22 protein-coding genes are annotated in these 21,411 nt (G+C 64.5%); 13 read left to right on the plus strand and 9 right to left on the minus strand.

The genetic code is table 11. The annotated features are described in order from the left end of the window. Positions 1–964 precede the first annotated feature (964 nt). Complete coding sequence (xseA, locus tag FHW83_RS22920) at positions 965–2,302, plus strand: exodeoxyribonuclease VII large subunit (protein WP_176648671.1); 1,338 nt, start codon at positions 965–967, stop codon at positions 2,300–2,302. Positions 2,303–2,415: 113 nt separating this feature from the next. Here xseA and glk read toward each other — a convergent pair whose 3' ends face one another. Then, on the minus strand, positions 2,416–3,411 hold the full coding sequence (gene glk, locus FHW83_RS22925) for a glucokinase (protein WP_176648672.1): 996 nt from the start codon (positions 3,409–3,411) through the stop codon (positions 2,416–2,418). Positions 3,412–3,636: 225 nt separating this feature from the next. Here glk and FHW83_RS22930 point away from each other — a divergent pair, with 225 nt between their 5' ends. From FHW83_RS22930 to FHW83_RS22945, 4 genes are all read left to right on the plus strand, one after another. Continuing rightward, the gene (locus tag FHW83_RS22930) at positions 3,637–4,617 is read left to right on the plus strand and encodes a LacI family DNA-binding transcriptional regulator (protein ID WP_176648749.1); all 981 of its coding nucleotides are present in this window, start codon (positions 3,637–3,639) and stop codon (positions 4,615–4,617) included. 108 nt (positions 4,618–4,725) lie between these two features. Beyond that, positions 4,726–5,304 carry a superoxide dismutase [Fe] gene (gene sodB / locus FHW83_RS22935; protein ID WP_176648673.1) on the plus strand — a complete coding sequence of 193 codons (579 nt, stop codon included), beginning with the start codon at positions 4,726–4,728 and terminating at the stop codon, positions 5,302–5,304. 77 nt (positions 5,305–5,381) lie between these two features. Continuing rightward, a complete protein-coding gene (mgrA, locus tag FHW83_RS22940) occupies positions 5,382–6,422 on the plus strand; it encodes an L-glyceraldehyde 3-phosphate reductase (protein ID WP_176648674.1) in 1,041 nt (346 codons plus the stop codon). After that, a complete protein-coding gene (locus FHW83_RS22945) occupies positions 6,422–7,324 on the plus strand; it encodes a LysR family transcriptional regulator (RefSeq protein ID WP_176648675.1) in 903 nt (300 codons plus the stop codon). Before mgrA ends, FHW83_RS22945 begins: the two co-directional genes overlap by 1 nt. Here the strand turns inward: FHW83_RS22945 and FHW83_RS22950 are convergent. Beyond that, positions 7,317–7,553 carry a hypothetical protein gene (locus FHW83_RS22950; protein WP_176648676.1) on the minus strand — a complete coding sequence of 79 codons (237 nt, stop codon included), beginning with the start codon at positions 7,551–7,553 and terminating at the stop codon, positions 7,317–7,319. The two genes, FHW83_RS22945 and FHW83_RS22950, sit on opposite strands and share 8 nt — an antisense overlap. Positions 7,554–7,705: 152 nt before the next feature. Between FHW83_RS22950 and FHW83_RS22955 the strand changes: the two genes are divergently transcribed. The 7 genes from FHW83_RS22955 to FHW83_RS22985 are packed head-to-tail and all read left to right on the plus strand — an operon-like array spanning position 7,706 to position 14,119. Then, on the plus strand, positions 7,706–8,023 hold the full coding sequence (locus FHW83_RS22955; protein ID WP_176648677.1) for a DUF4148 domain-containing protein: 318 nt from the start codon (positions 7,706–7,708) through the stop codon (positions 8,021–8,023). Positions 8,024–8,026: 3 nt separating this feature from the next. Further along, entirely contained in the window at positions 8,027–9,454 is a 1,428-nt protein-coding gene (locus FHW83_RS22960) for an efflux transporter outer membrane subunit (protein WP_373997254.1), read from the plus strand. 48 nt (positions 9,455–9,502) lie between these two features. Then, positions 9,503–10,000, plus strand: a complete 498-nt coding sequence (locus FHW83_RS22965) for a MarR family winged helix-turn-helix transcriptional regulator (protein ID WP_176648678.1) — start codon at positions 9,503–9,505, stop codon at positions 9,998–10,000. A gap of 10 nt (positions 10,001–10,010) precedes the next feature. After that, positions 10,011–12,152: an FUSC family protein gene (locus tag FHW83_RS22970; RefSeq protein WP_176648679.1), complete on the plus strand. Its 2,142-nt coding sequence runs from the start codon at positions 10,011–10,013 to the stop codon at positions 12,150–12,152. Continuing rightward, on the plus strand, positions 12,130–12,342 hold the full coding sequence (locus FHW83_RS22975) for a DUF1656 domain-containing protein (RefSeq protein WP_308936765.1): 213 nt from the start codon (positions 12,130–12,132) through the stop codon (positions 12,340–12,342). The genes FHW83_RS22970 and FHW83_RS22975 overlap by 23 nt, the downstream gene beginning before the upstream one ends. Positions 12,343–12,366: 24 nt before the next feature. Further along, on the plus strand, positions 12,367–13,227 hold the full coding sequence (locus FHW83_RS22980) for an efflux RND transporter periplasmic adaptor subunit (protein ID WP_373997255.1): 861 nt from the start codon (positions 12,367–12,369) through the stop codon (positions 13,225–13,227). Next, positions 13,220–14,119, plus strand: a complete 900-nt coding sequence (locus FHW83_RS22985; RefSeq protein WP_176648680.1) for a LysR family transcriptional regulator — start codon at positions 13,220–13,222, stop codon at positions 14,117–14,119. Before FHW83_RS22980 ends, FHW83_RS22985 begins: the two co-directional genes overlap by 8 nt. Here the strand turns inward: FHW83_RS22985 and FHW83_RS22990 are convergent. The 6 genes from FHW83_RS22990 to FHW83_RS23015 form a co-directional block, all read right to left on the minus strand. Further along, complete coding sequence (locus FHW83_RS22990; RefSeq protein ID WP_176648681.1) at positions 14,079–14,561, minus strand: ester cyclase; 483 nt, start codon at positions 14,559–14,561, stop codon at positions 14,079–14,081. The two genes, FHW83_RS22985 and FHW83_RS22990, sit on opposite strands and share 41 nt — an antisense overlap. A 111-nt stretch (positions 14,562–14,672) precedes the next feature. Further along, on the minus strand, positions 14,673–15,419 hold the full coding sequence (locus tag FHW83_RS22995) for an SDR family oxidoreductase (RefSeq protein ID WP_176648682.1): 747 nt from the start codon (positions 15,417–15,419) through the stop codon (positions 14,673–14,675). Next, positions 15,419–15,751 carry a hypothetical protein gene (locus tag FHW83_RS23000; RefSeq protein ID WP_176648683.1) on the minus strand — a complete coding sequence of 111 codons (333 nt, stop codon included), beginning with the start codon at positions 15,749–15,751 and terminating at the stop codon, positions 15,419–15,421. The genes FHW83_RS22995 and FHW83_RS23000 overlap by 1 nt, the downstream gene beginning before the upstream one ends. Before the next feature lie 22 nt (positions 15,752–15,773). Beyond that, positions 15,774–16,430, minus strand: a complete 657-nt coding sequence (locus FHW83_RS23005; protein WP_176648684.1) for a thiol:disulfide interchange protein DsbA/DsbL — start codon at positions 16,428–16,430, stop codon at positions 15,774–15,776. Positions 16,431–16,511: 81 nt separating this feature from the next. Beyond that, positions 16,512–17,393 carry a cobalamin-binding protein gene (locus FHW83_RS23010; protein WP_176648685.1) on the minus strand — a complete coding sequence of 294 codons (882 nt, stop codon included), beginning with the start codon at positions 17,391–17,393 and terminating at the stop codon, positions 16,512–16,514. Continuing rightward, positions 17,393–19,327 carry a TonB-dependent receptor gene (locus FHW83_RS23015; protein ID WP_176648686.1) on the minus strand — a complete coding sequence of 645 codons (1,935 nt, stop codon included), beginning with the start codon at positions 19,325–19,327 and terminating at the stop codon, positions 17,393–17,395. The genes FHW83_RS23010 and FHW83_RS23015 overlap by 1 nt, the downstream gene beginning before the upstream one ends. Positions 19,328–19,464: 137 nt before the next feature. Here FHW83_RS23015 and FHW83_RS23020 point away from each other — a divergent pair, with 137 nt between their 5' ends. Next, positions 19,465–20,259, plus strand: coding sequence for a class III extradiol ring-cleavage dioxygenase (locus tag FHW83_RS23020; protein WP_176648687.1), 795 nt, complete (start codon positions 19,465–19,467; stop codon positions 20,257–20,259). Positions 20,260–20,405: 146 nt separating this feature from the next. Here FHW83_RS23020 and ylqF read toward each other — a convergent pair whose 3' ends face one another. Then, on the minus strand, positions 20,406–21,329 hold the full coding sequence (ylqF, locus tag FHW83_RS23025) for a ribosome biogenesis GTPase YlqF (RefSeq protein WP_229224324.1): 924 nt from the start codon (positions 21,327–21,329) through the stop codon (positions 20,406–20,408). Between the last annotated feature and the right edge of the window lie 82 nt (positions 21,330–21,411).

The following is a 21,411-nucleotide window of genomic DNA, read 5'->3' on the forward strand; positions in this document are numbered from 1 at the left end:
TCCCTAAACCATTGATCTGTAAGGAAATAATTGTTCAGCTTAAAAATCGCGCAGCTGCTGTCGAGCTTATCCCAGTTATGCCCAATTTCTGTGGACAAGATTGTGAGCAAGGAGTTGAACTTATCCCAAGCGCTTGATTTTTAAAGAAAATTTCTCGCTGCGCAAAAAACGCGCAGCGTTTTCGTAGCCAGACTACGCTGTGCACTTCTACACACTTCGTGTGGATAAGATTGTTAGCAAGCACTTTCACAACATGAAATGTCCTTGATTTATAAGGACTTTTTTGCCTTGAGTAAAAATTTAGCACGCGGGTGTTTTTAGCCGTTTTCCCGAGGGAGAACAGGCTTATCCACTGGCTGCGGCGCAAACGCGATTGATCGCTTTCAGCTATCGTCGGCAACTGTGCACTTCTGCACATTTTGTGTGGATAAGATTGTTAGCAAGGCGCAAGCCTGTCAAGCAAGTCATTGATTTGAAATATTTTTATTGCCGTGCGCAAAAATAAAGCAGCCGATTTCACCGGCCCGGCGCTGCATCCGCATGCAGTTGACATCGCCGTCGTCGCGCCTCATCCGCGCAACCGGCGCTGGGACAACTCCCGAGTTTTGCACAAATTCTGTGGATAAAAGTGTGCGGAACAGTACACTCCTCCACTTAAGTCATTGATTTGTCACAAAATAATTTCTCTGCGTAAATTTTAAGCATGATAAAATCAGCAACAAGAAAAAGACTATCGCTCACCAAAGTTTCACACATCTTTTGTGGATAACTTTGTGCGTAACCACCGTGGGCAAGCGCAAAGTACTTGATCCGTAAGGACTTTTCCGCCGTGCACGCAAATACGGCAGAAATGTTTACCCTTTAAAATCATAGACCTACCTATAATACCTACCGCATTTACTACTCTGTGACCGCTATGTGACCGAACTCACATAGTGTGGATAGTTTTCTTTTTTGAAATCTTATGAACCCTGAACCCCGCCAAGATTCCGCTCCCGTGCTCACCGTGAGCGCGCTCAACCAGGCTGTCGCGCGGCTGCTGGAGCGCAGTTTTCCACTGACGTGGATCTCGGGCGAGGTCTCCAACTTCACGCGGGCCGCGTCCGGGCATTGGTACTTCACCCTGAAGGATGACGGCGCCCAGGTGCGGGCCGTGATGTTCCGTGGCCGCGCGCAATACGCCAACTTCGTGCCGCGCGAGGGCGACAAGGTCGAGGTGCGGGCGCTGGTCACCTTGTACGGGCCGCGCGGCGATTACCAGATCAATGTGGAAGCGATCCGCCGCGCCGGCGTCGGCTCGCTGTTCGAGGCCTTCCAGCGCCTGAAGGAAAAGCTCGACGCGGCCGGCCTGTTCCATCCGGACCGCAAGCGCGCCCTGCCGATGTTCGCGCGCACGGTGGGCATCGTCACCAGCCCGCAGGCGGCGGCGCTGCGCGACGTGCTGACAGCGTTGCAGCGGCGCGCGCCGCACGTGCGGGTAGTGCTCTACCCGACCCCGGTGCAGGGCCAGCTGGCGGGCGAGAAGATCGCGGCGGCGATCGACACCGCGTCGCTGCGCGGAGAATGCGACGTGCTGATCGTATGCCGGGGCGGCGGCAGCATCGAGGACCTGTGGTCGTTCAATGACGAGGAAGTGGCGTACGCGGTGGCGAACTGCCGCATGCCGGTGATTTCCGGCGTCGGCCACGAGACCGACTTCACCATCTGCGACTTCGCCGCCGACCTGCGCGCCGCCACGCCGACGGCGGCGGCCGAACTGGCGGTGACGCCGCGCGCCGACTGGATCGGCTCCTTGAAGGCCGACGTGATCGACATCCGCCGCGCCATGCGCCGCGCGCTCAACGACGCGGAGCAAACGCTGGACGGCTACACGCGCCGCCTGCTCAATCCCGGCGCTCAAATCGACCAGCAGCGCCACAAGCTGCGCGCGCTGGCGACCAACCTGACGCACGCCAACCGCGCACCGCTAACGCAAGCACGCCATCAGCTGGATCGACTGAGTGGAAGACTGAGTGCGCGCAGGCCGGATGTGACGGCCTCGCGCTCCGTGCTGGCCAGCCTGCGGCACCGGGCCGTTACCAGCATCGGGCGCCAGCTGCACCAGAAGCGCGACGCGCTGGCCGCGCTGTCCTCGCAACTGGAGTTGCTGAATCCGCAGCGCACGCTGGAACGCGGCTACGCCATCGTCACCAACGACGACGGCGCCATCGTGCGCGCGCCCTCGCAACTGAAGCCGCAAACCGCCATCTCCGTGCGCCTGGCCGAAGGCAGCGCCCAAATCGCCATCAACACCGTCACCTGAAAGTCGGGGTCAGAGTCGGGGTCAGCTCTGACATTCGGACAATCGGGAACTTAATTTTTTTCGAAAGTTCCCCAAACGGCGGCAAATGTCCGAATGTCAGAGCTGACCCCGAATTATGCGGCGGAAAGCATGGCGGACATGCCGGTCAGCACGGGGTTCTGCTCGATGATGACGTAGGTGGGAATGTGCGCCAGGTAGTCGGAGAAGCGCCCCTTTTGCTCGAAGCGCGCGCGGAAGCCGGAGCGCTCGAAGAAGTCGCTCATCTTCAGCACCGTGCGGCCGCCGATGTAGATGCCGCCCTTGGCCCCCAGGGTCAGCGCGACGTTGCCCGCCACCGTGCCCAGCATTTCGCAGAACGCCAGCAAGGTCTCTTCGCATACCGGGTCCAGCCGGTGCAGGCCGCGATCCATGATTTCGGCCGTGCTCAGGTTCTGCGGCTCCACCCGCGCGCGCTCGCACAGCGCGCGGTACACCAGCGCGATGCCGATGCCCGACACCAGCCGCTCGCTCGACACGTGCTCGTGGTAGCGGCGCGCGTAGCGCAGGATGTCGATCTCGCGCTCGTTCATCGGCGCGAAGGTGGCGTGGCCGCCCTCGCTGTCGATGGCGATCCAGCGGTCGCCGGCCGGCACCAGCCCGGATACGCCCAGCCCCGCGTCCGCCCCCACCAGGCCGATGGTGGCGCCGCCGCGCGCGACGCCGCCGCCGACCTGGTGCTTGTGCTCCGGCGCCAGGTAGGGCAAGGCGCTGGCCAGCGCGGTGAAGTCGTTCACCACCACCAGCGATTTCAGGCTGAATTGCGAACACACGGCCTCGATCGAGAACGACCAGTGGTGGTTGGTCATGGTGACCCAGTCGCCGTCGATCGGGTTGGCGATGGCGATGCCGGCGAAACGCGCCTGGTAGCCGCCCGCCGCCACCGTCGCCGCCTGCGACAGGTAGGCCACCAGCGCCGCCCCCAGCGTCGGATACGCCTGGCACTCGGTCACCCAGATCGCCTCGATCCGGTTGGGCCCGGTCTCAAGCCCGAAGCTGGCGCTGCTGCCGCCGATGTCGGCCAAGATGCGCGGGCCGTGCGCGAGGTGCGAAAAAGAAGCGTCGCGTTTCATGTCTCTGTCCGTTCTGTCTCTTGTAGTTCTTGCAGGCGCTTGAATTATATGACACAGGTTGTCATGAAAACGTTTTCAAGCACCTGTTTATTAAATACCGCCAGCCGCCGAAAGTCAATCCGCGGCGAGATTTATGGTACCCTTCGGCGAAAAGGTTTTCATAACTACATCGATAAAGGAAGTACCTTGGCAGACACACCCTACTCCTCCGGCCCGTCGACCCTGATGGATGTCGCCCGCCAGGCTGGAGTGTCACCGAGTACGGTTTCACGCATCCTGAACGGCACCGCCAGGGTCTCGGACGACAAGCGCCAGGCCGTGCTGGCAGCCATCGAGCAGATGAATTTCGCGCCCAACCAGATGGCGCAGGGCCTGAAAAAGGGCCGCTCGATGACCATCGGCATCGTGGTGCAGGATATCTCCTCCCCTTTCTTCGACGAAACCCTGCGCGGCGTCGACGACGGCCTGAAGGGCACCGGCTTCGCCTCGGTGATCGTCAGCGGCCACTGGAACGCCGAGGAGGAGGCCGACCGCATCCGCCTGCTGCTGGCGCGCAAGGTGGACGGCATCATCCTGCTGTCGGGCCGCATGGCCGACGACACGGTGCTGAAGTTCTCGGCCCAGCGCCCCATCGTCTCGACCGGCCGCGCGCTGCAGACCCGCAGCGCGCTGGGCTTCAAGATGGACAATGAGTACGGCGCCTACCTGGCGGTGCACCACCTGATCGAGCTGGGCCACCGCCAGATCGCCTTCATTTCCGGGCCATCCAACAACAGCGACGCCGACGAGCGCCTGGCCGGCTACAAGCGCGCGCTGCACGAGGCCGGCATCGCGCTGGACGACAACCTGATCGTCGAGGGCAATTATCACGAGGCCAGCGGCATGCTGGCCATGAACCGGCTGTTCGACACGCACCAGATCTTCACCGCCGTGTTCGCGGCCAACGACCTGAGCGCCTATGGCGCGCGGCTGGCCCTGTACCGCAAGGGCATCCGGGTGCCGGACGACATCTCGCTGGTCGGCTTCGACGATCTGCCGGGCTCGTCTTACACGACGCCGCCCCTGACCACCATCCGCCAGCCGCTGTACGACATCGGCCGCATCGCCACCCAGGCCTTGCTGCGCATCATCAACGGCGAGGAGGCGCGCGGCGAGGTGCCGCCGCTGGAGCTGATCGTGCGCGAAACCACCCGCCGGGTCCGTTGACGCCTATAGTATCCACACGAAAAAGCGGGCCTTTTCAGCGATCCACGCCCATCCGTTTTACAATGGTGGGCGTTTCGACATTTTTAACACCTACACAAAGGAAGAACAATGGAACATACCCTGCCACCTCTGCCCTATGCCATCGACGCCCTGGCGCCGCACATTTCGCAAGAAACGCTGGAATACCACTACGGTAAGCACCACCAGACGTATGTCACCAATCTGAACAACCTGATCAACGGCACCGAGTTCGAGAACCTGTCGCTGGAAGAGATCATCAAGAAATCGTCGGGCGGCATCTTCAACAACTCGGCGCAGATCTGGAACCACACCTTCTTCTGGAACAGCCTGACCCCGAACGGCAAGGGCGCACCAAGCGGCGCGCTGGCCGACGCCATCAACGCCAAGTGGGGCTCGTTCGACAAGTTCAAGGATGAGTTCACCAAGTCGGCCGTGGGCAACTTCGGTTCGAGCTGGACCTGGCTGGTGAAGAAGGCCGACGGTTCGCTGGACATCGTCAACACCTCCAACGCCGCCACCCCGCTGACCACCGACGCCAAGGCGCTGATCACCATCGACCTGTGGGAACACGCCTACTACATCGACTACCGCAACGCCCGTCCGAAGTTCATCGAGACCTTCTTCAAGCTCGCCAACTGGGACTTCGCTGCCGCCAACTTCGCCTGAGCGAACCCGGCAGCGTAAGCGAGAAGCCCGCAGCGCCCCGCGCCTGCGGGCTTTTTTATCATCTCGGAGATTCACTCATGACCTACCTCGCGTCCCCGCACCGCTATGATGAGATGCAGTACCGCACCTGCGGCCGCAGCGGCTTGAAGCTGCCGGCCATGTCGCTCGGCTTGTGGCATAACTTCGGCGATACCAATACCCTCGCGGCGCAGCGCGAGATGCTGCGCACCGCGTTCGATCTAGGCATCACCCACTTCGACCTCGCCAACAACTACGGCCCGCCCTACGGTTCCGCCGAAACCAATTTCGGCCACCACTTCAAGCAGGATTTCAAGCCTTACCGCGATGAGCTGATCATCTCCACCAAGGCCGGCTGGGACATGTGGCCCGGCCCCTACGGCCAGGGCGGTGGCTCGCGCAAGTACGTGCTGGCCAGCCTCGATCAGTCGCTGCGGCGCATGGGGCTCGACTACGTCGATATCTTCTACTCGCACCGCTTCGATCCCGACACGCCGCTGGAGGAAACCATGGGCGCGCTGGCGCACGCGGTCCAGCAGGGCAAGGCGCTGTACGTGGGCGTGTCGTCCTACTCGGCCGAGAAGACCGCCGAAGCCGCGCGCCTGCTGAGGGAGTGGAAGGTGCCGTGCCTGATCCACCAGCCTTCCTACAATATACTGAACCGCTGGATCGAAACCGAAGGCCTGCTCGACACGCTGGGCCGGGAGGGCATCGGCTGCATCACCTTCACCGCGCTGGCGCAGGGCATCCTGAGCGACAAATATCTGAACGGCGTGCCGGCCGATGCGCGCGTCAACCGCCCGGGCGGCGGCTCGCTGCTGCCGTCGCACCTGAGCGAGGCCAATCTGGAGCGCGTGCGCGGCCTGAATGAAATCGCCAAGCGCCGCGGCCAGACGCTGGCGCAGATGGCGCTGGCCTGGGTGCTGCGCGATCCGCGCGTCACCTCCACGCTGATCGGCGCCAGCAACGCCGCGCAGATCCGCGAGAACGTGGCGGCCCTGAAGAACCTCAGCTTCAGCGCCGAGGAACTGGCGCAGATCGACGCGCAAGCGCAGGAAGGCGCCATCAATCTTTGGGCCGGATCCTCGTCGCACCGATAATGGACCGCTTCAACGCCATGCGCATTTTCACCCGCATCGTCGAGCTGGAAAGTTTCAGCAAGGCGGCGGAGGATTTGCAGATACCGGCCGCCACCGCCACCTACACCATCAAGCAGCTGGAGGCGCGCCTCGGCGTGCGCCTGCTGCAGCGGACCACGCGCCACGTCAGCACCACGCTCGATGGCCAGGCGTATTACGAACGCTGCGTGCGCATCCTGGCCGACGTGGAGGAAACCGAGGCGGGCTTCGGCAACAGCGGCGTGGCGCCGCGCGGCAAGCTGCGCGTGGACTTGCAGGGCACCCTCTCCCGGCATTATGTGCTGCCGCGATTGAAGGAATTCTTCGCGCGCTATCCGGAGATTGAACTGGAGATCGGCATGGGCGACCGCCTGGTCGACCTGGTGCGCGACGGCGTCGATTGCGTGCTGCGAGTGGGCGAGCTGCGCGACTCCAGCATGGTGGGCCGCCGCGTCGCCAGCCTGCAGCAGGTGACCTGCGCCAGCGCCGCCTATTTCGAGCGGCACGGCGTACCGCTCACGATCGAGGACCTGCACACGCAGGGCCACCGCGCGGTGAATTTCTTCTCGTCCGCCACCGGCAAGATGTTCCCGTTCGATTTCATCGTCGATGGCGAGCAACGCAGCATCCACCTGCCGGGCAGCGTCTCGGTGGGCAGCGCGGAGGCTTATGCCGCCTGCTGCGCCAACGATCTGGGACTGGTGCAGATGCCGCGCTACCACGTCGAACAGGAGCTGCGCAGCGGCGCCTTCCGCGAGGTGCTGGCCGAGTGGCGGCCGCGCCCCATGCCGGTATCGGTGCTGTACCCGCACCAGCGCCAGTTGTCGCCGCGCGTGCGGGTGTTTGTCGACTGGCTGTCGGACGTGATGAGCGCCGCTAGCTAGTGCGCGACCAGTCGCGGCGCTCTTCGCGCCGCGGTTTCAACGGCACATCGCTCTCGCCGGTGCCTTCGGCATCGGTATCGCTATCGAGTTCGCTGTCGGGTTCGCCCGCCAGGTCGCTGCCGCTGTCGGAAGTGTCGCTGGGGCCCAGCGCGCGCTTGTCGTGACCGGTGCCGAGCGTGCGGTCCGTGCCGGCCGGGATGTTGTCCGGATCCAAGGTACTGTCAGCCATGACTGCCTCCTTATCAAAGAACCATTAAAACATCGCGGGGCCCCCGGCGTCGGTGTGCCACCGTACATAAGGCTATCGGCCTCATAGGAATTTTTTACTTTACAAATGTAATGTTCATCCCTATAGTTAACCCATCAACCAAGGAGAACACCATGAGCACCACGACCAAACACCTGCTGTCCGCCGCCGCCACCGTCGCTTTCGCGATCGCCGCCACCACCACCACCGTGACCAGCGCCTTCGCGCAGACCACGACCACTCCGGCCGCCACCACTGCCGCCGCCACCAGCACCGCCGCCCAGAACACCGTGGCCAACAGTGCGCTGGCGTCGGTCAAGGTCCAGCCGGTGGGCAAAACCCGCGCCGAAGTGCAGGCGGAATTCCTGGAAGCCCGCAAAAACGGCACCCTGCTGGAAACCGAAGCCGACTTCGACGTCGCCCAGACCCGCAAGCACACCGTCGCCAAGTAAGCAGTGAAGCGCGCGCCCGCCCTGATCCTCGTCGCCTCGGCCCTGTTGGCCGGTTGTGCGGACATGGGCAAGATTCAGCCGCAAGCCGTGCAGTTGAAGGCCGCCGAGCTGAATCCCGGCCGCGCCCTGAGCGCCGCCAGCGCCAACGTCGATTGGCCGCATGAACGCTGGTGGGAAGCGCTGCACGACGAGCAGTTGAACCAATTGGTGACCACCGCGTTGAGCGACAATCCCTCGCTGCGCGCGACGCAGGCGCGCGTACGCCAGGCCGAAGCGCTGGCCGGCGTCGCGCAAGCCGCCACGCTGCCGCGCGTGGATGCCGCGGCCAGCGCCGACCGCGAGTTGTACCCGGCGCACAGCACCATCCCCGCACCGCTCGCAGGGAACTACGCGAGGAAAAACACCGCCACGCTATCCGGTTCCTACGACCTGGATCTGTGGGGTCGCCATCGCGATGCGCTGGCCGCCGCGCTGGACGACGTCCACATGGCGGCCGCCGAAGCGCAAATGGCGCGCCTGACGCTGGAAACCTCCATCGTCCGCGGCTACATCCAGCTGTCGCTGGCTTACGCGCTGCAGGACAGCGTGGCGGACAACCTGGCGCAGCGCCAGCGCATCCTGGACATCACGCGCCGCCGCCAGGCGGCCGGCCTGGCCAGCGAGCTGGAAGTGGCGAACATCGAAACAACGCTGCCAGCGGCACGGCGCGAGCATGAGCAATATGGCGAGACCATCGCTCTGCTGCGCAACCAGCTGGCGGCACTGATCGGCAAGGGACCGGGCGACGGCGATACGATCGCCCGGCCAACGCTGGCCTTGCAGGCGGACGCTCCGGCGGCGGTGCCAGCCAACCTGCCGGCGGAGCTGGTCGGACGGCGGCCCGATATCGTGGCGCAGCGCTGGCGCGTGGAAGCCGCCGGCGCGCGCATCGAAGGCGCGAAGAAGGACTTCTACCCGAACGTCAACCTGGCCGCGTTCGCGGGCATGCAGTCGCTGGGCTTCGGCCACTTTCTCGACGCCAGCTCGCGGATGCGCGGCATCACGCCGGCCATCAGCCTGCCGGTGTTTGACGGCGGACGACTGCGCAGTCAACTCGGCAACCAGACCGCGATCCGCGACGGCGCGGTCGAGCAGTACAACGCCACGGTGATCCAAGCCATGTCGGACGTGGCCAACGCCGTGGTGAGGATGGAATCGGTCAGGCAGCAGGACCTGCTGGCGCAACGCGCGCTGGCGTCGGCGCGGCGCCAGCAGCGGCTGGCGGAACAGGCCTACGCCGCCGGCATGACGGACTCGCTGAACGTCATCAACGCGCAACTGACCTTGTTGAACGAACAGCGGCAAATGGCGCAAGTGGCAAGCAAACAACTCGATAACTTCGCATTGTTGATGTCCGCGCTTGGTGGAGGCATAAATCTGGATTCACATTGATACATAAATAGTACAATCAATCCTTTCCAAAATATTAGAGGAGTGGCAATGAGTAGTTTTGAAGCGACTAAAAAGCGCCTAAAAAACATCCATGGCCGAATACCGGAATTCCCAGAGGAGTTGATGCGCCTGGTGCGCATGACTTACCACATCCAGAAACGGATGAAAGATTTGAGCAACGCCGCGCTGCGCAAATACGAACTGGTGGATGCCAGCTACATGGTGCTGGCGGTGCTGTACGGTTCGGACAACGAGACGTCGACCGCGTCCACGCTGGGCGAAGCCTGCATGGAAAAGCCGGCCAACCTGACGCGCGTGTGCAATGACCTGGAAGCGCAAGGCCTGATCACGCGCGGCAACCGCCCCGGCGACCGCCGCTGCGTGATGATCTCGCTGACCGACGCCGGCCGCGCGCTGGCCGAGAAGGTGCTGCCGGAAGTATGGAACAAGACCACGCGCGCCTATGACGGCTACAGCGCGGAAGACATCAAGCTATTGGAATCGCTGCTGAAACGGCAGCTGGATAATTTAGAATCACTTACCTGAACCTCAGCATATGAACACCTCTCCCGCCGCCCAGCCCTCCCAGGAACACAGCGCGGCGCGGAGAGTCCTCAACTGGGTGCACGCCCAAACAGCCGACTGGCTGCGCACCGAGGGCGAACGCTGGATCTTTGTCGCCAGGGCCATGCTGGCCTCCTTCTCGGCCCTGTGGCTGGCCTTCCGCCTCGGGCTGGACGCCCCCTACACCGCGCTCGCCACCACCATCATCCTCGCGATGCCCAGCAGCGGCATGGTGCTGGAAAAGGCGTTCTACCGTTTTCTCGGCACGCTGGTGGGCTGTTCGGCCGCGCTGGCGCTGGTGGCCTTGTTCCCGCAGGCGCCGATCGTGCTGTTCATCGGCCTGGCGCTGTGGGTGGCGCTGTGCACCGGCGGCGCGGCCATGCACCGCAACCAGCAGTCCTACAGTTTTGTCCTTGCCGGTTACACGGCGGTGATGATCGCGGTGCCGGCGGTGGATGCGCCGGACCACGTGTTCACGCTGGCGGTCACGCGCGTGACCGAGGTGGGCCTGGGGATTATCTGCTCGGCGGTGGTGCATGACGTGTTTTTCCCGCGCCGCCATTCGCGCGCGGTGATGCGCACGGTTCAGGCGCGCTATGCGGGCTTCATCGATTTTTGCCGGCAGGTGCTGGAGCACCGCATCACACCGGCCGACGCGGAGCTCAGTCATTTGAAGTTCGCCGCCGATATCGCCGCGCTGGAATCGGGCCGCGCCGCCGCCTTCTTTGAAGCGGGCCATTCGCGCTCGCATACGCGCCAGCTGCATGCGTTCAATGCCGCCTTCATGACGGCGCTGACCACCTTCTACACGCTGCACCGCCTGAGCCACCGCCTGCGCACGGCCGGCGAAGGCCCGGTGCCGGCGCTGGTGGAACCGATGTATGCGCACATGGCCGGCGCGCTGCGCAACGAGCTGACCTCCGCGCGCCTGGCGCGGATGCGGCACGAGCTTGCCAGCGATATCGCCGCCGCGCGGGCGCGGCTGGCCGCCGGCCCGGCGCTGGAACGCGCGCCGCGGATCGACTTCGACACCGCTGTGGAACTGCTGGAACGCTTCGCCGGCAATCTCGCCGACTTCGCCGCGCTGTACCACGGTCTGACGCAGCGCAAGCGCCAGCAGATCAGCGATCCCGGCGCCTACTCGCCCAGGACGCCGCCGGCTATCATCGTCGCCAGCGGTTTCCGCGCCGGCGTCACGCTGCTGGCGACAGCCGCCATGTGGTACTGGCTGGCGTGGCCCGCGACCGTCAACGCCGTGCTGATGGCGACCATTTTCTGCGCGCTGGCCTCGTCCTCGCCACGCCCGACGGCGCTGGTGCGGCAGGTGCTGATCGGCTTCCTGATCGCCATCCCGGCCGCCTTCGTCACCGAATTCCTGCTGGTGGCCAAGGCCGACAACTTCTACCCGCTGGTGCTGGCCGCCCTGCCGCTGTTCGCCTGCGGCGCCTACCTGAGCAGCGGCCCGCGCTGGGGTGGCGTCGGTGTCGGCCTCGGCATGTTCTCGGCCACGCTGGTGGTGCCGTCCAACCTGATGCGCTACGACGTCGAATCGTTCATCGGCAGCGAACTGTCGTTGACCATGGGCGTGGTGGTGGCCTACCTGATGTTCAAGGTGGTGCTGCCCGAGCACACCATGGGGCATCGCGGCCACGTGGCGGCCGCGTTGTGGCGCGAGGCGCAACACGCATGCGGCGCGCGCCTGCATCGGCTCAAGCGCCGCTTCGACAACCGCGTGCGCGACCTGCTCAGCCAATTGAACGCGGCGGCCGGTCCCGCGCCCAACGCGGAAACCCGCGCGGTGGTGCGCCAAGGCCTGACCTTGCTGGAGCTGGGCCACGCCGTCATCGAACTGCGCCAGCTGCTGGCGGCCTCGCACGCGGGTCGCGCCCGCGACAGCCTGGAGGCGGTGCTGCGCCAACTGGCCGCTTATCTGCGCGCGCCGTCGCGCCGGGGTGGCGAGCTGGCGCTGCAAGCGGTGCTGGACGCCGGCACCGCGATACGCGCCGCCCTGCCCGACGCCCATCCCGAACGGCGCGCGCGCCTGCACACGGCGCTGACCGATCTGCATTCCATCTACACGTCCTTGCTGGACCAGCTTTCAGGAGAACCGCATGTTCCATCCCCTGCCGCGTGAAGTCGATTTCTTTGGCGTGCTGCTGCCCGGCGTGCTGCCGGTGTTCCTGGCGGCCGTGCTGCTGCAATTGGTGCTCGATGCGGGCCTGAGCCACGTCGGCGCTTATCGCCGCAGCTGGCACCCGGCGCTGGTGCGGCTTTGCGTGTTCGTCTGCATCTTCAGCGCCCTGCTGGTCACCCTGTACCAATAACTTCATCTACCGAGAGAGCCTTCTGTGAGCGCATCCAAGATTTTTCGATTTTGCCTGACCATGCTGTTGCTGGCGGCGGCCCTGTGGATGGGCCGCTCCGCATGGGACCATTACATGGAATCCGCGTGGACCCGCGACGGCCGCGTCAAGGCCGACGTGGTCAACATCAGCGCCGACGTCGCCGGCGCCGTGACCGAAGTGCTGGTGCACGACAACCAACTGGTGCGGAAAGGCGATGTGCTGTTCGTGGTCGATAAGGCGCGCTACGAAAACGCGCTGGCTCAGGCGCAGGCCATGCTGGCGTCGCAGCAGGTGGAGAAAGGCCGCCGCGCGCAGGAAGCCAACCGCCGCGCCGCGCTTGACAACGCCGTGGTGTCGGCCGAGAGCAAGGAGATGGCGCAGGCGGCGGCCGGCACCGCGTCCGCGCAGTATCAGGCGGCGCTGTCGGCGCGCAATCTGGCGGCGCTGAACCTGGAGCGTACCGTGGTGCGCGCGCCGGTCAGCGGCTATGTCACCAACCTGAATGTGCACGCGGGCGACTTTGCCGCCGTGGGTGCGGCCAAGCTGGCGCTGATCAACGCCGATTCGTTCTACGTGGTCGGCTACTTTGAAGAGACCAAGCTGCCGCTGCTGAAAGTGAACGACAAGGTGGAAGTGCGCATGATGAGTGGCGCCGCGCAACTGCAAGGTCACATTGAAAGCATCGCGCACGGGATCACGGACCGCGACGCCAGCATGGGCCGCGAAATGCTGGCCGATGTGAATCCGACCTTCAACTGGGTGCGGCTGGCGCAGCGCGTGCCGGTGCGCATTCATATCGACGAAAAGCCAAGGAATCTGGATCTGGTGGCCGGCACCACCTGCACGGTGGTCATCCATGGATAACAATCTGATCCGGCTGTTTCTCGATGCCGCGCAGCTGGGCAGCTTTTCGGCGGCTGGCCGCAAGCATGGCTTGTCGCCGGCGGCGGCCAGCGCCAGCATCCAACGCCTGGAGGCGTCCTTGCAGGTCAAGCTGTTCGAGCGCACCACGCGGCAGCTGCGGCTGACCGAGGAAGGCCGTTTGTATCGCCACTTCAGCGAGCAGGCCATGGCGTTGATGGCGGAGGCGGAAGCCAGCCTGCACGCGGGCACTGGCGCGGTGCGCGGCGTGGTGAAGATTTCAGCGCCATCGGATTTGGGGCGCAACGTGCTGTTGCCCATGCTGGACCAGTTCCGCGCGCGGCATCCCGAGGTGCGGTATGCGCTCACGCTGACCGACAACACCGCCAACATGGTGCAGGACGACATCGACCTCGCGCTGCGCTACGGCCAGCTGGCGGACAGCGAGATGGTGGCGCGCGTGCTGGCGCCGAGCCGGCGTGTGGTGTGTGCGGCGCCGTCGCTGATCGCCAGCGATGGCGGCCCGGCCACGCCGGAGGCGCTGGCCAGCCTGCCCACGCTGGTGCTGGTGACCGCGCTCGGGCCAATGCAGGAATGGCGCTACCGCGGCAACGATGCCGACGACGAGCGCCTGTCCGTACGCGTGCGCCGCACGCAACAGAGCAACGACGGCGAAGTGATACGCAAATGGGCGATCGCCGGCCAGGGCTACGCGTACAAGTCGATCCTCGATATTTCGGACGATCTTCGTTGCGGGCGGCTGGTGACGGTGCTGGACGAATATTTCACGGACAGCGCGCCGCTCAATCTCCTCTACCACCGCAACCGCTATCAGCCGCCGCGCATCGCCCAGCTTATTGCGTTTTTGATGGAGCGCTTTGCGGATCTGACATAAGTCCCATTTGCCGCAGCAGCGTGAGGTTGTCCTCAAGATGCCAGTTTTCCGCGATGCGGCCGTCCACCACCCGGTACAGGTCGAAGGCCTGGAAATCGATGGCCTGGCCCTGGCCTTGTGTGCCGCCAAACCGGCCGGTGAAGTGGCCCGTGAAGTGCAGGCGCACCGACACTTGATCGCCGTGCGGCACGATGTGGGTGGCTTCGGCCTTCAGGTCGGGGACGGCGGCGCGGAAAGCTTGGGAGGCCTGCAGCGGGCCGCCCGGACCTTGCTCGCGGCCTGGCGGCAAGGTGCGGTCGATGAAGTTGGGCGCCAGCGCCTTTTGCGCCAGCGCGGGGTCGCCGGTATTCCAGAACGCGGCGTAGGTGCGCGCGGCGTCAACGACAGGATCGGCGTGGGCGGTGCCGGCGGCCAGCAGACTGGCAATGAGAAGTGCTTTCATAGGGGCTTCCTTTTCGTGAGTGAATGGAAGCCATTGTCCGCGCCGCGCGCCTGCGGCGGAATGCGGCCGGCGCTTGAAGCACCTTCAACGCCAGCTTGAATATCGCCGGGGCTAACGCGCGCCGGCGGCGTCGATGATGGCGCCGCTGACGTAGGAGGACTGCTCGCCGAGCAGCCACAAGATGGTTTCGGCGATTTCCTCCGGCTGGCCGCCGCGCCCCAGCGGCACGGTGGACGCCAGCTTGTTCACGCGGTCGGCGTCGCCGCCGCTGGCGTGGATGTCGGTGTAGATGATCCCCGGCCGCACGCAGTTCACGCGGATGCCTTCCGGGCCCACCTCTTTCGACAAGCCCAGCGTCAGCACATCCACCGCGCCCTTGGAGGCGGCGTAATCGATGTACACATTGCCGCCGCCATGGCGCGCCGCGCCGGACGACACGTTGACGATGCCGCCGCCCTGCCCGCCGCGCGCGGTCGACATGCGCTTGACCGCTTCTCGGCTGCACAGGAAATAGCTGAGGATATTGGTGCTGAACACCCGTTGCAGGCGCTCGGCCGACATGTCGGCCAGCTTGCCCCGCTGTTCCAGCACACCGACGTTGTTGACCAGCGCCGTCAACGGTCCCAGTTGCCGGTCGACCGCAGCGAACAGCCGCAGCACGTCCGCTTCCACGCCGACGTCGGCCTGCACGGCGATCGCCTCGCCGCCTTCGGCCACGATCTGCGCGCGCAGGCGCTCGGCCGCCGCCGCGTTGCTGTGGTAGTTGATGCAGACCGCGTAACCTCGGCGGCTCGCCAGCAAGGCCGTCGCCGCGCCGATACCCCGGCTGCTGCCGGTGACCAGCATCACCTGCTTCATTACTTCTCGGGGCTGAGATGACTCAGCGCATAGGTCAGGTGCTGCCACCAATGCTCACGCGACTGCACGGTGCGCAGGCATTTGCGGTCCAGCTCCGTCTTGAAAATCGGATCCACGCACTGCTTGGTCAACAGCGCGTTGCGCTGGTTCTCGGCATTCACCAGCGCAACGCATAGCCAGAAGATCACGCCCAGGAACACAATCACCAGGCTCCACGCCAGATGATTGATGTAAGTCCATTCAAACAAGTTCTCCAGCATCGGCGAAGATTCCTTGTAGATCTTCATGACCTGGCCTTCGACTTCCTCTCGTTCGTTTCGTGGGAATTTCATCGTCTTACCCGTCCTTCCTTGATTACTTCTTGCCGGCGCGTTCCTGCAGCGACTTCGCCACCAGGCTGTCCACCACCTGGAACATGACCTTGTGCGCCGCGTCAGCCGACGTCAAGCCGTGGCCCGCCACCGCCGGCGAGGTGGTGTAACGGCCGTCGATGACCAGTGCCGGCACACTATCCAGTTTATACTGAGTTGCCACTTGCTGCGCGCGTTTCAGCTTGGTCTGCACACCGAAGGAATTGAACGCCTCCAGGTACTTTGCCTTGTCCACGCCGTTCTTCACCACGAAGTCCAGCAGCGCGGCGTCGGTGTTCAGGCGGTTGCGCTCGACGTGGATGGCGTGGAACAGTTTTTCGTGCAGGTTGGTCACGTTCAGCGCTTCCAGCGTGTAGAACGCCTTGGCTTGGGCGTCGTCACCCATGTGCATGCGCTTGAAGACGATCTTGTCGCTGTTCTTTTTCACCCAGTCGGCCAGCACCGGATCGAGCACGTTGCAATGCGGGCAGTGATACATGAAGAACTCTAGCACCTCGACCTTTTTGCCGGTATCCGGGCGCGGGCCGTTGACGGTGTTGTAATCCAGGCCATCCTTGAAGTCGGCGGCGGTGGCGCCAGCGGCGGCCGCCACGAAGGCGACGGTGGCGAGCAGTGGGCGCAGGAAGCTCAGGAAACGCATATCTATCCTTCATATGAGATAAGTGGAAACGCGGGGAGATTACCACCTTTTTCACCTTAGGGCCCAGGGGTTAAGCCGGACTTAAGGCCGATGGCGGCGCGCCGTCTCCAGTTTTTCACACAGCACGGCCAGGCCGTCGGCGATGCGCGGCGTGGCCCGCACCAGCAGTTCGCTGTCCAGCATGAACAGGTTGTCGCGCTGTACCGCCAGCAGGCCTTTGTACGGCTTCCAGATGTTGACGCCGGACTGGCCGTCATGCTGCTCGCCGCCGATGATGGCTTCTGGATTTTCCTGCAACACGGCCTCGGTGCTGACTGAGGGCGCCGTCACCTTCAGGCCGGCGAACACATTGCGGCCGCCGCAAGCGCGCAGCGCGTCGCTGACGATATGCTCGCCGTTGAGTGTGAACAGCGGCTTTTCCCAGATCTGGTAGAACACCTTGACCGGCGCGCGTTGGGCGTAGGCGGCGCTCAGCTTGCCGATCTTCTGGCGATAGTCGCGCGCGGCCGCCTGCGCGGTGGCGTCGGTGCCCAGCAGCTGGCCGAGGCGGGTCAGGCTGGTGGCCACGTCGTCGAGCTTTTTCGGTTCGCTATAGAACACAGGAATGCCCAGGCTTTTCAGTTGCGCCAATTGGGGGCCAGTGTTCCCTGTCTGCCACACCACCAGCAAATCCGGGCGCAGCGCCAGCAGGCGCTCCATGTCGATCCGCGCGTCGCTGCCGATGACCGGGATGCGCTTGGCCGCTTCCGGGTAGTCGCTGTAGCTCATGGCGCCGACCACGCGCTCGCCGCCGCCGGCCGCGAACAGCAGCTCGGTGATGTGCGGCGCGGTCGAGATCACGCGCTGCGCCGGCCTGGTTAGTGTGACGCTGTTGCCGGCGTCGTCCCGCACGGTGATCGCGGCTTGCGCCGCGCCGCCGGCCAAGGCAAGCATCAGCATCAGCATCGGTAGCGCGCCGCGCATCAGAAGTCGTAGCGCGCCGAGATTTTCAGCTGGCGGCCGTTCGACGGATAGATGTAGCCCTTGCAGGCGAAGGCCTGCGAGAAGTATGCCTTGTCCGCCAGGTTCTGCCCCGACACGGCCCACTCCCACTGGCCGAATTTACGCGCGTAGCGCGCATCCAGGGTGGTGTAGGATGGGATCTCGCCGGCACAGGTGTTATTGAAGTCGTCGCCGTAGCGCTGCTTGTCCACCCATTGCGCGCCGATGTCGGCGGTCTGGCCGTCGCCGGTCCAGGCCAGGCGCGCGGTCAGCGTGTTGTTCGGCACCAGCACCATCTCCTTGCCGTTGTTGACGCCTTCGCGGAACTTGGCCTGGACGTGCTGATAGTGCGCGCTGACGGCCCATGCGGCGTCGATCCTCTGTTCCGCGTCCAGCTCGAAGCCCTGGCGGCGGGTCGGGTCCAGATTGGTGTTGACGCCGAAGTTCACGGTCGGATCGTAGAAGATTTCGTTGGTCAGGTTGTGGCGGAACACGCGCGCCGTGATCTTCCGCATGGCGGTGGCGTAGCTCAGGCCCAGTTCCGCGTCATGCGATTGCTGCGGCGCCAGCGGCTTGTTGACGCTCGGGGTCAGCGCGTTGTCGTCCGAGTTGGCGACGCGATAGCTCTGTCCCAGCTTGCCGAACACGGTGACGTCGCTCACCGGCATGTAGCTCGCCTGCAGCTCCCACGCGTTCAAACCCTGCACCACGTTATAGCCGGTGGTGGCGTAGCCCAGCGGATTGGCGAAGTCCTTGTCGAAGATTTCGCGGCGCACGCCGGCCGAGACACGCCCTTCATGCGCGGCGTCGAAGCGCAGCTCGTCGCGCAGGTACAGCGCCTTCGATTTCTGATTGGCGTCGGCGCGGGAATAATCGGAGACCGTGGTGCGCTCCCATTTGATGAAGTCCACACCGGCCACCAGTTCATTCACCATGCCGTTGATCGCGCCCAGTTTGCGCACGCGCGGCGAGAACTGCAGCTGCTTGCTTTCGTAGGTGCCGACCGATGGCACGCCGCCGTAGAAGTAGGTCGACTCCACGGTTTTCTTGCGGTACGAGAGATCGGCGGCGAGATCGTGGCCTGCCACGCGGTATTGGCCGGCCACGGTCAGGCGGTCACTGTCGAGCGAGCCGTTGTCATTCGGCGTTTTGGTCTGGCGCGGATTGGCGTTGAATTCCGCCTCGGTCAGCGAACCGGCCAGGCGCATGTCCTGGCGCGCGCCCTCGTAGCGGAAGCCGATGCGGTCGAACTGGTTGGCGAACCATTGCGCGCCGCCGCTGAAATGGGTTTGCTTGAAGTCGTTGTTGTCGCGGTAGTTGTCGCTGCGCTGAGTGTCGAGCGTGGCGTCGGCCGCGAAGTTGTTCCAGGCCTGTGCGCCGGACACGCGCACCTCGCCGGCGCGGAACTGGCCGCCCTCGACGAACACGCTGCCACGGCGGCTGTTGGCGCTCGGACGTTTGGTGACGATATTGATGACGCCACCGGTGGCGCCGTCGCCGTACAACACGCTGGCGCCGCCGCGCGTGATTTCGATGCGCTCCACGGTGTCGATCGGGATGGTGGACAGGATGGCGGTGGCCTGTTCGCTTTCCGACAAGCGCACGCCGTCCAGCACGATCACCAGATTCTGGCTGCTGTTGACGCCGAAGCCGCGCAGGTCGAGGCCGAAGTCGGGGCTGCCGTCCAGCGACTGGCGGCCGTACACGCCGCCGATCTTGCGGATGGCCGCGTTGACGTCGCCCGCGCCGGCGCGGCGGATCTCATCCGCGCTGATGATGGTGGCGCCGATCGGAGCCAGCGCCGGGTCGGCGTCGAAGCGCGAGCCGGTGACGGTCACGGTGCCGACATCTTCGGCGTGCGCGGCGAAGCACAGGGATACGGCGGCGGCCAGCAGGCAGGGACGGAATGCGGTCATGTGTCATCTCTCAGAATTTAGGCCCCGGCATTATACGCCGGTCAAGATCATTCAGCTTTTAGATATGATCTATCTATATTTACCGCATTGATGGCGCGGGCATCGGTGCTTATAGTGAAGCCTGAAAGGAATTCGCCATGAAACTACCTACTTACTTCCTGTCGCACGGCGGCGGCCCGTGGCCGTTCATGATGGACCAGGTCGGCCATTTATACGGCAAGCTGGATGCCTCGCTGCGCGATATTCCGCGCCAGATCGGCGTGACGCCCAAGGCGGTGCTGGTGATCACCGCGCACTGGGAGGGCCGCGATTTCACGCTCTCCTCGTCCGCGCAGCCGCCGATGATCTACGATTACGGCGGCTTCCCGCCGCACACCTATGAGGTGCAGTACCGCGCGCCCGGTTCGCCGGAACTGGCGGCGCAGGTGCAAGCTTTGCTCGACGCCGGCGGCCACAAGGCGTTGCTCGATCCGCAGCGTGGTTTTGACCATGGCACTTTCAGCGCCATGTATCCGGTGTATCCGCAGGCGGATGTGCCGATTGTGCAGTTGTCGCTGAAGTCCGGGCTCGATCCGCGGACGCACCTGGAGGTCGGCCGCTTGCTGGCGCCCCTGCGCGAACAGGGCGTGCTGATTGTCGGCAGCGGGCTGAGTTTCCATAATCTGCGCGCGTTCAACGCGGCTGGCGCGGCGGCATCGCATGCGTTTGATAGCTGGCTGCGCGAGACCATGGCCTTGCCGCCGCAGGAGCGCAGCGCGCGGTTGCTGGAGTGGGAAAAGGCGCCGGCCGCGCGCATGGCGCATCCGCGTGAGGAGCATTTGCTGCCGTTGATGGTGGTGCTGGGCGCGGCGGAGGATGAGGCGGCCAGTATGCCGTATCACGAGAACGCCTTCATGGGCGGCCTCGCCGTCAGCAGCTTCCGCTTCGGCTAACCCCGCCCGTCATTCCGGCGCAGGCCGGAATCCATGCTGAGGGTGCTGGCCGGCGGCCTGTGGATTCCGTTCGGGGCTGCGCTGGAATGACGTCTGGGGGTGCAGGTCGGCGTTCTATGGATTCCGGCCTGCGCCGGAATGACGTGCTAGGTGCCGCGTTTGCCGTTGGCGGCGGCGCGGGCTTTCTCTTCGGCGATGGCGGCTTTCTCGGCCGCTTTCTTCGCCATCTCGGCTTCGTGCTGCTCCAGGCGTACCTTGCGCGTCTCCGGCGTCTCCAGCGAGATGCGTCCCAGCACGCCGCTGCGGTAGTCGCCCAGGAAGGTGTGCGCGGCCTTCTCGTAATCCAGGTCGCCGCCCTTCTGGCGGAAGCCGCGCTTGATGCCCACGCCCTCCACCACGCCGATCGCGTCGAACTTCTCGATCTCCTTGAACCCGTAGCGCGCCACCAGCAGCTCCGGATAGTGCACCAGCAGCTCGCCGGCCAGGAACTCGGCCACTTCCTCCTCGATCAGCGCGTTCGAGCCGATGGCGTGGCTGGCGGCCAGCATCAGGCCATCGCTCGGCAAGGCGATCTTCGGCCACAGCATGCCGGGCGTGTCGACCAGCACGGTGTTCTTGTCGAGGTAGAGCTTTTGCTGCTGCTTGGTCACCGCCGGCTCGTCGCCCACCTTGGCCACGCGCTTTTTCAGCAGCGCGTTCATCAGCGTCGATTTGCCGACGTTGGGAATCCCCATGATCATGATGCGCAGCGGCTTGGTCGGCACGCCGCGATGCGGCGCCAGCTGCTTTGCCAGGTCCGGAATGCGCGCCACGTCGGCCGGCTTCTTGGTGGTCATGGCGTAGGCGGTCACGCCCTCCTGGGCGTTGTAGTAGGCGCTCCAGGCGGCCGTCGCGGCCGGGTCGGCCAGGTCGATCTTGTTGAGGATCTTCAGGCATGGCCGCTGGCGGAACTTGCGCAGCTCCTCCACCATCGGGTTGGTGCTGGCTTCGGGCAGGCGCGCGTCGACCACTTCGATCACCAGATCGGTGTTCTCCATCTGCTCCGCCGCCTTCTTTTTGGCGGCGTTCATATGCCCCGGGTACCATTGTATCGACATGCTCTGACCTTCAAAAACGTTCTGACAACCCGCTATTTTACCTTTATCATGAGGC

The organism is Duganella sp. SG902 (assembly GCF_013376005.1).
Lineage (GTDB): Bacteria > Pseudomonadota > Gammaproteobacteria > Burkholderiales > Burkholderiaceae_D > Rugamonas.